This window comes from Numidum massiliense (assembly GCF_001375555.1).
GTDB lineage: Bacteria > Bacillota > Bacilli > Thermoactinomycetales > Novibacillaceae > Numidum > Numidum massiliense.
The window spans coordinates 2,166,927-2,180,654 of sequence record NZ_CTDZ01000009.1 but is presented as its reverse complement, the minus strand read 5'-3'; the positions used below and the strand labels follow the sequence as shown (position 1 = coordinate 2,180,654).

At 46.2% G+C, this 13,728-nt stretch carries 15 protein-coding genes and 1 pseudogene; 8 read left to right on the top strand and 8 right to left on the bottom strand.

All coding sequences use genetic code 11. The features are described 5' to 3' along the window. Positions 1-368: 368 nt before the first annotated feature. Positions 369-1,055, top strand: a complete 687-nt coding sequence (locus BN1247_RS10530; protein WP_231633426.1) for a Cof-type HAD-IIB family hydrolase — start codon at positions 369-371, stop codon at positions 1,053-1,055. Positions 1,056-1,174: 119 nt separating this feature from the next. On the opposite strand, the gene BN1247_RS10525 is transcribed toward BN1247_RS10530, so the two are convergent. After that, positions 1,175-2,398: an MFS transporter gene (locus BN1247_RS10525; protein WP_231633247.1), complete on the bottom strand. Its 1,224-nt coding sequence runs from the start codon at positions 2,396-2,398 to the stop codon at positions 1,175-1,177. 193 nt (positions 2,399-2,591) lie between these two features. On the opposite strand from BN1247_RS10525, the gene BN1247_RS10520 reads away from it, so the two are divergent. The 3 genes and pseudogenes from BN1247_RS10520 to BN1247_RS10510 all read left to right on the top strand — a co-directional run bounded on the left by BN1247_RS10520 (position 2,592) and on the right by BN1247_RS10510 (position 4,132). Then, the gene (locus tag BN1247_RS10520) at positions 2,592-3,038 is read left to right on the top strand and encodes a hypothetical protein (RefSeq protein ID WP_231633245.1); all 447 of its coding nucleotides are present in this window, start codon (positions 2,592-2,594) and stop codon (positions 3,036-3,038) included. A 383-nt stretch (positions 3,039-3,421) separates the two neighbouring features. After that, a pseudogene (locus BN1247_RS10515) lies at positions 3,422-3,625 on the top strand (transposase); the annotation flags it as partial. Between the two features lie 39 nt (positions 3,626-3,664). Beyond that, positions 3,665-4,132 (top strand): DUF3995 domain-containing protein, encoded by a 468-nt coding sequence (locus BN1247_RS10510; RefSeq protein ID WP_054950346.1) that lies wholly within the window; start codon positions 3,665-3,667, stop codon positions 4,130-4,132. 280 nt (positions 4,133-4,412) lie between these two features. Here BN1247_RS10510 and BN1247_RS10505 read toward each other — a convergent pair whose 3' ends face one another. From BN1247_RS10505 to BN1247_RS10480, 7 genes are all read right to left on the bottom strand, one after another. Further along, positions 4,413-4,964, bottom strand: a complete 552-nt coding sequence (locus BN1247_RS10505; protein WP_054950345.1) for a GNAT family N-acetyltransferase — start codon at positions 4,962-4,964, stop codon at positions 4,413-4,415. A 459-nt stretch (positions 4,965-5,423) separates the two neighbouring features. Beyond that, a complete protein-coding gene (locus BN1247_RS10500) occupies positions 5,424-5,684 on the bottom strand; it encodes an imm11 family protein (protein WP_054950344.1) in 261 nt (86 codons plus the stop codon). Continuing rightward, positions 5,681-5,779 (bottom strand): hypothetical protein, encoded by a 99-nt coding sequence (locus tag BN1247_RS18580; RefSeq protein WP_390622070.1) that lies wholly within the window; start codon positions 5,777-5,779, stop codon positions 5,681-5,683. The genes BN1247_RS10500 and BN1247_RS18580 overlap by 4 nt, the downstream gene beginning before the upstream one ends. Positions 5,780-5,829: 50 nt before the next feature. Then, complete coding sequence (locus BN1247_RS10495; protein ID WP_054950343.1) at positions 5,830-6,309, bottom strand: hypothetical protein; 480 nt, start codon at positions 6,307-6,309, stop codon at positions 5,830-5,832. 2 nt (positions 6,310-6,311) lie between these two features. Further along, positions 6,312-7,769: an LXG domain-containing protein gene (locus BN1247_RS10490; RefSeq protein ID WP_261796037.1), complete on the bottom strand. Its 1,458-nt coding sequence runs from the start codon at positions 7,767-7,769 to the stop codon at positions 6,312-6,314. 78 nt (positions 7,770-7,847) lie between these two features. After that, positions 7,848-8,135, bottom strand: coding sequence for a YwqI/YxiC family protein (locus tag BN1247_RS10485; protein WP_054950341.1), 288 nt, complete (start codon positions 8,133-8,135; stop codon positions 7,848-7,850). Positions 8,136-8,207: 72 nt separating this feature from the next. Then, positions 8,208-8,561, bottom strand: coding sequence for a YwqH-like family protein (locus BN1247_RS10480; RefSeq protein WP_054950340.1), 354 nt, complete (start codon positions 8,559-8,561; stop codon positions 8,208-8,210). Positions 8,562-8,861: 300 nt separating this feature from the next. On the opposite strand from BN1247_RS10480, the gene BN1247_RS10475 reads away from it, so the two are divergent. The 4 genes from BN1247_RS10475 (at position 8,862) to BN1247_RS10450 (ending at position 13,471) form a co-directional block, all read left to right on the top strand. Then, the gene (locus BN1247_RS10475) at positions 8,862-9,563 is read left to right on the top strand and encodes an HD domain-containing protein (protein ID WP_054950339.1); all 702 of its coding nucleotides are present in this window, start codon (positions 8,862-8,864) and stop codon (positions 9,561-9,563) included. 888 nt (positions 9,564-10,451) lie between these two features. Next, complete coding sequence (locus tag BN1247_RS10460) at positions 10,452-11,603, top strand: DUF418 domain-containing protein (protein ID WP_054951606.1); 1,152 nt, start codon at positions 10,452-10,454, stop codon at positions 11,601-11,603. 102 nt (positions 11,604-11,705) lie between these two features. Next, entirely contained in the window at positions 11,706-12,869 is a 1,164-nt protein-coding gene (locus BN1247_RS10455; RefSeq protein ID WP_231633241.1) for a sensor histidine kinase, read from the top strand. After that, positions 12,866-13,471 (top strand): response regulator transcription factor, encoded by a 606-nt coding sequence (locus BN1247_RS10450; RefSeq protein ID WP_054950337.1) that lies wholly within the window; start codon positions 12,866-12,868, stop codon positions 13,469-13,471. The genes BN1247_RS10455 and BN1247_RS10450 overlap by 4 nt, the downstream gene beginning before the upstream one ends. Positions 13,472-13,728 lie beyond the last annotated feature (257 nt).

Genomic DNA, 13,728 nt, shown 5'->3' with positions numbered 1-13,728 from the left:
GGCAATGATGGGTCATTGGGTAACCATGCAATGATGGCGTTGCAACTCCCATGCGTCATGCGAACTCCCATCCATTGAAGAGGAATTCACTTACCATTGGAGACGGCATATCGCCAAAGCGAGTGCAGCTGTCATTAGTAAGTGTGGCAGGTACAGATGCGCGCACGGCTCCCGGATCAGTGTAATGATCCGGGGGCTATTTTTACGTTTGGTTAACATGGCGTTAACTGAGAGACAACCATGCATACATTATAATCAAATCAGATATGGAGAGGAGAGAGTTGAATGAACGCGGAAATTGTCTTTTTTGACATTGACGGTACGCTTTTAGATGAAAAAAACAAGTACCTCGTTCGACGAAAGAAGCTATTCGCGCACTTCAAGCCGCGGGGGTAGAGGTCGCTTTTGCCACTGGGCGCGCACCGAAGATGTTCGAACATTTAATGGAAGAGTTGGATATTTTCTCATACGTCAGCTGCAATGGGGCATATGTCGTCTACGACGGGAAAGTTGTCTTTGCAAGGCCGCTCGATGAACGACAGTTAGCAGCTTTGCGCCGAAAAGCAGATGCGCACGGGGATGCGATGGTTTTTTCCGATCAGGATACGTTGTGGACGACCGACGTCGACCATCCATACGTCTGCGCCGCCTTGGAGTCGCTTTGTTTTGAAGCGGAACTTGAGAAGGAACGCCGTGCGAGAAGCCGCAACATTTATTATGCCCTTCTTTTTTGTGCAAAGGGCAAGGCGCGTTATTTGGAACGGTTTGAGGCGTTCAAATTTATCCGCTGGCACGACTACGCACTAGACGTGTTGACGTTACACGGGTCGAAGGCGGTCGGAATTGCCGCACTGCTGCAGCACCTCAGGATCGGGAGGGAACGTGCCGTGGCATTCGGAGATGCCCTAAACGATGTTGAAATGCTGCGGTACGTCGGTACGGGGATTGCCATGGGCAACGCCAGCGAAGAAGCAAAGCGCGCCGCCGACTTTGTGACGCGCGACGTGGCGTTAGACGGTATTCGCTACGGACTGACGCGCATCGGATTGTTGTGAAACGAGTCACATTTCCCATAAACGTACCGGATGACTTTGAAGTGTATCGGGTTCTCGTGTGACGGGGTCTCGGCTGACTGTGAAGCAGATGGGCTTATCGTAAAAATGCCGTTACCCGTTCACGAGCGAATGTCTGTGCCGATCGTTTCGATTCCCCATCGTGCGACGACGACGAAGCCGATAAACATGACAGCGAAAAACATCGCGAACACGAGTGGAAAGGAAACGCCTGCATTTATGAGTGCTCCGGTTATAAACGGGGCGATGATGCTCCCGATGCGTCCGAATCCCGCTGCCCAGCCCATCCCGCTGCCGCGTACTTTCGTCGGGAATTGTTCCACGGTGAAGATGTACGTCGCGGCGAATGAACCGAGCATGAAAAACGACAATAACATCCCACACGCGATAATCCATACCGTCGACTGCGCAAACCCGAGGCCGAGTGCGGCCAAGGCAGAACCGGCCATCGCGGTAATGAGTGTTCGTTTACGCCCCCACTTCTCTACGAGCCACGCCGCCGTTAGATAACCAGGTACTTGCGCCAACGTCATCACGAGCACGTAGCCGATACTGTTCACGAGCGAGTAGCCGCGCATCGACAAGACAGACGGCAACCACAAAAACATCCCGTAAAACGTAAAGTTCATGACAAACCACAACGTCCACGTGACGAGCGAACGCCGTGCAAGGTGGTTATTCCATAAAGCCGTAAACGATTTCCCTAACGAGACGCGCGACGACAACGACTGATACAGTGGCGACTCCGGCAGGCCAATGCGCAGGACGATCGCATACAGCGCGGGAATCGCACCGATGACAAACACGATGCGCCAGCCAAACGACGGTAGGATAAAAAAGGAAATGAGCGCAGCTGCTATCGATCCGAAGGCGTAAAACGAATTCAAGTAGACGACGCGGCGCCCGCGAATCGCTTCCGGCGACGATTCGAGGACGTACGTCGTCGCCACTGGTAACTCCCCACCTAGTCCGAGCCCGGTAATAAAGCGTAACACGATAAAGATAGCGACCGTCGTCGCCAACGCTGTCAGGCCAGTGGCCACACTAAAAACGACCAATGTCCACATAAAAATATTTCTGCGCCCGTAACGGTCGGCGAGCGAACCGGCCACAGCGGAGCCGATTGCCATCCCGATAAAGCTAATACTGGCAAGGACGCCGGTGAGCGTCGAGTCCAAGTGCCATTCACTCGTTAACGCTACTAACACGTAAGACAACAAACCGATGTCCATCGAGTCAAACAACAGACCGATCCCGGATAAGATCAAGATGCGCCTTGAAGGGATCGTTGTGCTGTTAGGGGTGACCGTCAACTGCTGCTTCACAGTGATCCTCACTTCCTTCTATAAATTATCGGGCATTATGTTATATGGCAATTGCCCTAGAAGTGTTCATCAAACTCGGAGGATAACGGTCATATTGCTTCCTAACGAGCCATACGATGGAGTAAACCGTGAGACGGATGGGGGAAACAATGTGGGAAGGTCAGGAAATGGTGTGGGAAGGATAGGAAATGGTATGGGAAGGTCAGGAAATGTTGAAAGAGATGGCTGCGCGACAAATGTAAAAAGTACTAGTCGTGTGCCCATCTCGCTTACAGAAGAGACGCTCGCCCGCTATTTTCAACTAAACAAAGAGGTAAAAGCGATTGAAAAAGAGCTCGCAAAACTAAAAAAGACCTTTAACGACTATTTCGATCAACTCGTCGGTGAACGGCAAAAAGGAGAATTTGTACTCGGAAACTATAAGTTGCAGCGGCAAATTCGCACCTCGGAAAGCTATTTGCCCCAGGAAACAGTGCAAAAGTTAGAGGCGCTCCAGTTGACGGACTGCGTGCAAATCGTGAAGCGTCCCGATGAACAAAAAATAGACGCCGCCGTGACGCTCGGCTTGTTAGCGCCCGATACGTTGGAAGACTGTAAGGTGAGGAAAATGTCGGCCGCGATTTATGTGCGGGAAGTGTAAGTATTGGGAAGTGGTAGGGAAGTGTAAGTGTAGGGAAGTGTAAGTGTTGGTCAGTAGTGCAGGAGTGTGCGGGAGTAAGCGGGAGCAGAAAATAATTGTTAAAAAACGGCATAAACGGCATAATGAATACCGAAATAATACCGAAATGGCCGTGTGAAAGAATGAGGGGCTGGCTGCCTCTCATTCGTATCTTGGCTCTTTTCCAGTCCGATCAAAGATCAAACAATTCCACGACAACAACCACATTCAAACAGTGTTGAACAGCAAGTTGAGTCCGTATAATTGTGTAGAAAGGGTTTCAAGAAAATAAAGGGAGACAGTTTCAAAATCCTCGGTTAGAATGAAAGTTGAGAGACCACATTCTAAAGAGGAGAGATTTTGAAATGGCTCACTACCAGATTACCGTAGATCAGGAATTATTGCACAAACTTTTTTTAGGAAATTCCCAAGATGCCGGTGTCGCTAAGTTGCTCGAATCGGTATTAAACCAAGTGCTTCAAGCCCAAGTGACGGAACAAATAGCCGCTGGACCTTACGAGCACACCGAAGATCGTCGTGCCTATCGTAACGGGTCATACCCCCATCAGTAAAATATAAGACAAATTGAATTCAGAGGAGCGTTTTTTTTGGAGAAAAATTATTGGATGATCACATTAGGGATGGTTTGGACGGTTGTTTTTGCAGCGATGAGCTTTTATTGGGCGATGGGTGGCCTTATTGGTGCAAGATCGCTTGGTGGATCCATTTATGAAATGGCCATGAATCCTTCTCGCTCCTTTTTGGTTATTTTATGGCTTACAGGTTTCATTAAAATGCTAGGTTTTCTATTATTGTTTTTACTATCTATTCGATGGAGGAAGCCACTTATAACAGATGTTCTCTTTTATGTGACTAAAATAGTGGGGATGCTTCTGTTCTTTTACGGATTTTTTAATTTTATCACGATTTTATTAAGCCAATTTCATATATTAGATTTTGACTTGGAATTATATGCAGTGTTGTGGAGGCTGTTTTTTTGGGAACCATTTTGGATGGTTGGTGGTATCTTTTACTTTTTTTCCGTTAAAAGAAAACAGACGTCAGTCAAACTATAGGGACAGACATTGTAAAAGGAAATGGGCAATTGATCAGGTAACATTTTTCCGAAAGTAACATCTACTTTTTTAAATGTCTTTCTCTGTTCAACTTTACGATAAGATTGAGTGAATAAAATCTTTGCTTTAAGAGCTTCAAAAGAGTATTTCCACGACCAAATATGAATCATTGTCTTAATTAAAAGATTGAGGGACTGTGTATAAGCGGTTGTGATAGTGTAGTCTAAATAATTAAATATTTCTTACCAATCATTCATTGCCTTATATGGTGGAACAATTTTTATACATTCTTTACTTGTTTCTCAAAGTATTCTTTTTGCAGAAGACCCATATGAATGATGTCATGCCATTCACCATCTCTAAATAGACTTTGTCTATTGCTTCCTTCCTTTTGAAAACCAATCTTAGTGTACAAACGAATAGCCCTATCATTAAATGAAAATACTTTAAGGGAAACTCGATGAAGATTCATTTCGTAAAAAGCGTAATCCAGCAGTAATTTCAATCCCTCTGAACCATATCCTTTTCCCCAATATTCCTTTTCCCCAATATCGATAATACATTCAGCATTTCTATTTTTATAATCAATGTTAATTAATGATACAATGCCAATTGGTATCTCATTTCCTTTTTCTAACATGATATAGCTTTTGGCTGTATGAGATCCCAAAATAACATGATCTACAAATTCTTTAGTTGCTTCCATCGGATAAACATCTAAAGATGGGTTGGTGGAATGCATAACTTCAATATCATTTCTCCACTTATGATAAAGTTCTGTGTCTTCCTTTGTCATCTTTCTTAGTTTCACCCTTGATGATTCAAACAACATAACGATCACTCCTCGTATTATATATTTAAGAACAAAAATTGCTCCTTGATAATCAAATATTTTCATCAATTTTATCGTGATTATTGAAAGTTAAAGTTTTCTCCAAGCCACAGCGATAGCTGTCTGCTTGCCGTTGACCGTGGCGCCCGATTCTTAGTAGGCGCTGGAAGGGGTCGGAGCCCCACCAGCGAATGTTAGTACACTAGCATCGTATAAAGTTAATGGCTCGTTGTCAAGTAGACAATTTATTTGGCACAACCATTCAGTACAGTTTAACGTACGATCCACTAATCTTATAATTTCCCGAATTATGGATACGGGTTACCTGTCAATACCTCGTTGACGTTATTCTAAAACGAGACAATAGATTGTTCGCAATTTTCGCATATTTAAAACGTTAGCTACAGAGTAACCTAATAGTTCTGATCCGTCTTTACGATTGATAATATGTACTGGAAATTATTGGATATTATGACCGCCCATTTTATCCAATAAATTCTTGAATTTAGAAGAAACAACGAACCAACCAAGGTCATTCAGCAAACAATCAGTTATTCGATGACCTTCATCTGGATTATAATAGAATAACATTTTGCTTGGCCAGTTATCAATCAATCTACCCTCCAGTAATTCGTACTGTTCAAAACCATGGGCATCGTCGCAATAACAGATGATATCACGCACGTCGCTGCGATCCTTAAGTACTTTATAGTAATTCACTTTTTTTGCCTCCCGTGCGCCCGTTTTCTGCAGGATGTCGCGATTTGGCTGAGCAACAAGAAGGGCATGTGGCATTCGAGGTAGAACGAACGGATCGCTTGTCCAGCTCGGCCGTTAAAGGAATCGTCCAGTGATGGAGGTAGCCTTAATTTGTAACATCTCGCGTGAAGGCAAGGTTTATTATACTTTTATTCACCTGATAATAGTCCGTACAATTAAGAAGTCTATCCTCCGAAGGGAGATAAACGATTCCGTCGAGTTCTTTTGAGAGATAATAAACCAATCTTTTATATGCTCTTATATCCATGATTACGGCATCTTCTGCTACTTCAATTAAATAAATGTTTTCTATAGTTAATAGAGTAGCCTTATTTCGCAACTTGGGTACTGTAATATTGGAAGGCGACATACGCTCTATGTAGATATGCTCTTTAAATTTATCGGAGCTATCCCACTCAGGGTTGTCGATCCATTTGTCCCACGACAGACTGATTTCATCACTATCGTTCACGTCTACATCAGATTTAAAATAGGAAAGACTTATACCGTCATCCCAAATATAATACGCTAATCCAAAGATATCACACGATAGCCTTCCATCTTTATAAAGCACGTATGTTTCCATATTTATTCCCCCTTTAAATATTTAGCCCCTTGCTTCAACCTTTTAACCAACTCTTCATATTGTCCCTTCGTTAAACTTCTCTTTATATATTTGGGAATCTGGGGTTCTATTGGTTTATTTGGCTTTATTCGTTCATCGATAAACGAATTACTACCCCCTCCCGTTTGTATTTGCATTTTATTTCCATCCGGCTCGATATCTACTCGGAGCTTTACCTTACGTCCTTTAATCGTCGTTTCTATCGGTTTATTAGGTTTAATAGTTTTGCTTGTCTCGATTGCAGTCTTCCGATCACTTTTGATCGAATTATATAATTCCCTCCGTTCGTTTTTTCGCTTAAAGTATTCGTTGTGGGCGACTTTATCGTGGTGCTTGGAGATATTAGGTTTCTTGCTGTTTTTCGTTACATTTCTTACATTTTTCTTTATGATTCCCTGAACAGACTTTACTACAACCTTTTTTACAACACTCCCCGGAGATACATAATCCAAAAACTCCAAAGGGGTATCCTCAAAAATAGAGTCTTTCGGGATTGCCCCACCGACCCTTTTTTCAGGGATATCATCCACTACTTCGTATGTACGTTTGGAACGGTTCCACCAAACAATAAGGCCATTTTTGAATACGTAGTATTTCCCCCCGATATAGTTCAGGTCTGGATCTTCTCCAGGCTTTAGGTCTGGTTGTTCATCAATGACCTCAACAACCTCGACAAGCTGGCTTTTTAACGTCATAAATTCTTCTCGTGTTAGGGTCTTACCGCGAATCTGATTAAAATACTGCCACGCTTTTTGCTTGTCCGGATCGTTAATAAACGCATCCGCGGGCATCGTCGAGTTGACGGTCATAAAATGCTTGTTGAGCTTACTTTCAATGTCGTCGAGCACGTTATTATACGGTTCGCTGTCAGACAGTTGCTTCACACGGTAGTCCGCAATTGACAGATCCCCACTCTGAAACAAGGCATCAATTTCTTGCACATATTGTATCATTAACGACAGGCTTTGTTGTACCGAATCGAGTGACTTTGTCTGTTCGGCGTCAAAAGCGTATAGTTTCTCTACCGTGTCAGCGCTAAACGTTTTTGCCACATGAACATAACTCATAAAGGCGGTATCGTTTAGCAGGGGAAGAGAAACAATGTCCTGTACTTGGTGCATCGCGACATTTGCTTCCCGCGTCAGGTCACACGTCGTATCAGCTACTCTCTGTAGTCCATGCTTGAGCTCCTGCTCCAAAAAGTCTTCCCGAATGACGCCATTTGGAGCTGGTTCCAATGCGTTAAGCGCTTGATTTATTTGCTTTAACGTCTCGCTGAACGCCTCGATACACGTTTGGCTGAGCAACAAGAAGGGCATGTGGCATTCGAGGTAGAACGAACGGATCGCTTGTCCAGCTCGGCCGTTAAAGGAATCGTCCAGTGAGATCATGTTCTCGACATCGCGTTGTAATAGTTTCAAGTGATTCGTTTAAAGACTGTAGTTTACGCAGCATGTCGTTCGCGGTGAGGCTAAGTTCCGCGACGTCTAAGGTCTTCATTAGAAAACCTCCCGTGCGCCCGTTTTCTGCAGGATGTCGCGATCTGCTTCACGCATCGTCTGTATAGCCGTTCGCGTCGCTTGTTCGTTTTTCAACAGCAACTGTTTGTAGGCGAGCATCGATTGTTGCAGAAGCTGCTGGCATTCCTTCAGTTTCTTCACTGTATCGAGGACGTTTTTCTCACGACTGTTGAGGGGGAACGAAGGGTCAAGCGACTGTGAAGACGCATTTAATTCGGATAAAGCTTGTTCCACCTCTTGAAAGACGATCCTAATTTCACTACTCATTTGCTTCACTTCCTTTAATCTTAAGCGTACGCTTGTTTACCAACGCGAACGCCCAATCTTACACGCGGGTGCTTATTTTGAACGGGACTGCGCTTCTAACGAGAGAATGGACTCTTTGAGCGAGACGATTTCTTCCTCGAGTTGGGTCGTGCGATTGAGCACCATTTGCATCACATTTTTCAACTGTCTGTCCGCAATGTCTTCATAACTTCTGACGATGTTGCTTTCTCGCATCTGATCGAACTGTTCAGCTAAACTTCCTTGCCACGTATAAGATGAGAGGGATGGATGTGTGCACCAATTTTTGTATCTGATGAACTCCTGCTGGGTCATCTTCAATTTGGCGTGACACGTTTTTAGTCGCGCGAGTTGTTCTTCTTTTAATTTCACTGAAGCGTTTAACGAGTCGACAGACGGATCGAGCAAGTTGCACCCTCCCACCACTTGAATTTGTTTCCTATATCTTAACCTATCGGTAGACTTAAGTAAATAGTCTATCTAAAAATAATTTCCGATTAGGGGGTTAATTATCATTGTAAGCGCGACGTCGAAAACAGAGGTTTTGATTAGGAGGGCGGTTATGTTCCGGTTCCCAGGACGTGGTACAATAGCTTGCACATAGTAGTAGACGTAACTATTTTTCGACCAAAGTGAGTCGACTAAAGTGAGTCGATCGCCTGTGATAGAGGGTCCCCAGTATGTCTGTAAAAAAAAGAGGTGTTTCGATTGGTAGACGAGCCACAGAAGCCACAGAAGCTACAGAAGCTTCAGAAGCAATATGACGTGCTACTCAAAGCGCGAGATTACGTCAAAAGCGAGTTGTCGGGAGATCATAGCGGTCACGATTGGTGGCACATTGACCGTGTGACCAACTTGGCGAAGGAGATTGCCCGTGCGGAGCAGGCGGACGCATACGTATGCGAATTAGCTGCCTTACTACACGACATTGCCGACGAGAAATTAAATGAGTCTCACGAAAGTGGGATGCGGAAAGTTCGCGACTGGCTGGACGGCCACCGGGTCGAGCAGGCGACGGCAGCGCACGTCTTAGAAATCATCGCGACGATGTCGTACAGCGGTGGGCACAACCCGCCGATGCGCACGCTAGAAGGACGAGTCGTGCAAGACGCGGATCGCTTAGACGCGCTAGGGGCGGTCGGTATCGCGCGCACCTTCGCATACGCTGGCTGGAAGGGGCAGCTCATCCACGATCCTGCGCGACGTCCGCGCGAACAACTGACGAAGCAAGAGTACCGTCAGCAGCAGACGACGGCCATTAATCATTTTTACGAGAAATTGTTAAAACTAGAAGGATTGATGAACACAGACACGGCTAAAAGACTAGCGCGCGACAGGCATCAGTTTATGGAGACGTTTTTAGAGCAATTTTATCGCGAATGGGGAGGCGGACACGATGAGTGTCGTTGAACATAAAAGAGAAGCGCCGTCTCGCGTACGGTGTAAAGTGGTTACAGTGAGTGATACACGTACAGAAGCGACGGACAAGAGCGGGGCGTTGATCAAACAGTTGTTGGTTTTTTTTTTCAAGCAGAAGACGGCATACGAGATCGTGTCGGACGAGCAGGCGGCCATCCGCGAGGCGATTGTGAAGTGGCTTGTAACATAAAATAGAAGTGCAGTCTCTCTTACGTTGTAAAGTTGTTACTGTGTGAGATTCACGTACATTAGCGTCGGAATAGTGCTGGGCGGTGATCAAACTGTTTTTTTTTTTTTTTTTCAAGCAGAAGACGGCATACGAGATCGTGTCGGACGAGCAGGCGGCCATCCGCGAGGCGATTGTGACTGGCTGCCGAGCTGCGGACGTCGATGTGGTTCTCATTAACGGTGGTACCGGCATTGCGACGCGCGACGTGACGATCGAGACAGTCCAAGCGCTATTGACGAAGGAGATTGTCGGCTTCGGGGAGCTGTTTCGCATGCTCAGTTATACGGAAGATATCGGTTCTGCCGCGATTTTGAGTCGCGCCATTGCTGGGGTGGTGGACGACACGGCTGTTTTTGCCATGCCGGGGTCGAGCGGCGCCGTGAAATTGGCGATGCATAAACTCATCTTACCGGAACTCGGTCACGTCGTACGGGAGATTCGCAAGGATATGTAATTTAGGACACGATCGAACGGCGCGATGTGATCGAACGGCTGATTGACGACGAACTTCAACCTCCTTGAAGATTAAAAAAATGACACTTGTCATGTGAAATTGCTGACCGTTGTGAATACCGTTCATCTCCCTTTCCAGAGTAACATTTACCGTAAAGGAAGAATTTATGAGGAAAGAGGGAGAGATCGTGACGACGATGACGACAGGGCGTGCGAGAATTCGCTTGCTCGACATTTTGCGCGGGTTTGCTATTTTGGGGACGTTAGGGACGAACATTTGGCTGTTTGCCAACTTGACCGATATTGCGTACATGTTTACCGTCGATCATGCGGCGTGGTGGGTGTCGTTCGACGATTTTTTAAGATTGGCCGTTTTGTTCTTGGTGAATGGTAAGCTGTTGGGGTTGTTGACGATTATGTTTGGCGTCGGCTTAGAATTGAAGTACCAACAAGCGTTACGTAAAGGTAAGACGTGGCCAGGCGTTTACGTATGGACATCGGTTATATTGTTACTAGAAGGTTTGCTTCATTTCACACTCGTGATGGAATTTGACATTTTAATGAGTTACGCTGTCACGGCAATCATCGTGTCGTTCGTCGTGAAGCGGGGTGATCGAGCGATTAACCGCACGATGAAAGTTGTTGGCTGCTTTCACCTGATTGTTATTTTGCTCATTTTTTTCGCGAGTGTATGGTTAGAAGCTTCTGGCGCGAACGTTTCGTTTGGAAAAATGGACGAGGTCACTGTGCTTTATAAAGAGGGGACGTGGCTCGAACAAGTCGCCTACCGATTGAACAATTTTTTGCTCTTGAGAAGCGAAGTTATTTTCGTGATTCCAATGAATATCTTTTTGTTTCTCACCGGGGTGCGACTGATGCGCGCAGGGGCGTTTTTACCGAATGAAACGGGGAGGAGCATTCGGCAAAAAATGTTGCGGGTCGGCATGCTGCTAGGCGTCCCGTTAAACGTACTCATTTTTGTCCCGGGAGGCGTGTTAGATCTTCCGCTGCGCTACTTATTCGCCCCGATACTTGCGATCGGTTATATGGCGCTCATCGCTAAAATGGTCGAGCGAAGCGAAAACTTTTGGCTCTGGTCGCGTCTGGAGGGCATCGGAAAAATGGCGCTCAGCTGCTATGTGTTGCAAAATACGTTGTCAGCGTTCATTTTTTACGGTTGGGGCTTAGGTTTGGGTGGTAAGCTCGATTCTCTTTCCACGATTGCGGCGTGGGTGCTCATTAGTCTCGTGCAAATAAGTTTTTCTGCTTTGTGGTTACACGCGTTTAAACTTGGACCAATGGAAGCGGTGCGCAAATATTTGGCGCGAGTCACTGTCGGGGAAAACTGACTGCTCGATCGACGAGATAAGCAAGAAATAAACCGTTTCATAAAGTTCCGTCGGAATGTTTGGCGGACATACCGACAGATGAAATGTTCGGGGGAACCGTACATGATACTGCAATGGATGAAACGTAACTTATACCCAGCCAACCACATCGGATATCTTTATATCGATCTAATCGTTCTCGTGTTTTTGTTTTATCACGTACTCAAAGCCGACAGCCCCTTCGGGCTGCTCGGCAGTCTTGCGTTATTAGCGCTGTTTTTGCTCGCGTTTTATGTCAGTTTGTGGAACCGGGATTGGCGGTTGCCCGTCGCTGCGATTTGTGGTTGCGGGCTGCTAGCCATTTTTAGTTCGTATACGAATGAGTGGCTCTTGTTGTACGGCTTTATTTTTTCCGATCTCCTTGGACGGGCGCGGTCGAAGGTGCACATTTTAGTTGGGCTATTCGGATTCGCCGCGATGTACTTGGCGTCTTTTACATACCTAAAAGGTGCCCCCTTCGCTTTTGTCGAGACGGTTCATTTGCCGGTCCTAATTTTACAGCTACTCGTCCCGGCAGTCGTATACATTACGGAACGCACGAAATTTTTACAGCGGGAACTGGCGACGGCTAACGAAACGATTGAAAAGTACATTCAAGAAGAAGAGCGGCACCGGATCGCGCGCGATTTACACGATACGCTCGGACAGACGTTAACGATGATCAAATTAAAAAGTGAATTGGCCACACGCTTGATCGAACGGCAGCCGGAGCAGGCGAAACAGGAAATGGACGAAGTGATGCGTACTGCCCGCTTGGCGTTACATCAAGTGCGCGAACTCGTCACTGCGATGAAGCACGTGTCGCTAATAGATGAAATCGAGTATGCACGGGAACTGATGCGCGTCGCACAGATTACTTTAATCGTCGAGGAGAGCACCCCCGCACCACGTCTGTCCAAAGTAGCAGAAACGATGCTCGCCTTGTCGGTACGCGAGGCGTTTACGAATATCTTGAAGCATAGCCAAGCGGAAACGTGTCACGTGACGACGGAATTGACGGACGGCTGGTACCACGTACACATTGTGGACGACGGCGTCGGTTTGTCGCAGCAAGAGACGGAAGGAAACGGTCTCGCGTCTATGCGGGAGCGCATGCGTCTGTTACAAGGATGCGTTCAGTTGACCGCTTCCACTCACGGCGGTGTCGCAGTGACGTTGAGCGTGCCGCTGAGCGAAGGTGAGTTGAGTGATTCGCCGAACAATCGAGAAAGGATGGAGGATCGATGATACGCATCGTCATCGCGGAGGATCAAAAAATGTTGCGCGGTGCGCTCGCTTCGCTTTTGCAACTCGAGGGCGATTTCGAAGTGGTGGCGCAAGTAGCCGACGGCAAAGAAGCGCTTGATGCCGTCGCCGAGTATCAACCTGACGTCTGCCTTTTAGATATCGAAATTCCGCACATGACTGGTCTCGAGGTTGCGGAAGCACTTCGCGATCGCGGTTCATCGTGTAAAATTATGATCGTCACGACGTTCGCGAGGCCAGGATATTTGCAACAGGCAATGGCTGCACAAGTAGAAGGGTATTTGTTGAAAGATGAACCGATTGAGTTTTTAGTTGCAGCCATTCGCAAAGTGATGAACGGTGAGCAGGTCATTAGTGCAGAACTGGCGACGACACTATTTAGGCGTGAGGAAAACCCGCTGACGGAGCGGGAGCAGGAAGTGCTACGTCTCGTGAAAGAGGGAAAAACGACGCGACAGATGACGAAGGAGCTCTTTTTAACGAACGGCACGGTTAGAAACTATTTGTCGTCTGCGATCCAAAAGATGGCGGCTAGCTCCCGGCATCAAGCAATCAAAAAGGCAGAGGAAAAAGGATGGATCTAAACGGATCAACAACCTCCCGAACCGCTCGATGTGTGGATCGGGAGGTTTGTCTTTAAACCACGTGAAAAAGTCACCAGATGTCCATTTACTTTGCTCAAAAAATAAACTATAATTCTACTTGATTCATGGGACTAATTTACTACAATGGAAATATATTTATATTAAGTATAATAAATGCTTGCCTTTTGTTAGCGGTAACTCTTGTTATTCTCATAACAAAGTTATATACATCACAGAAAGGGAGCCATTGCAATGAG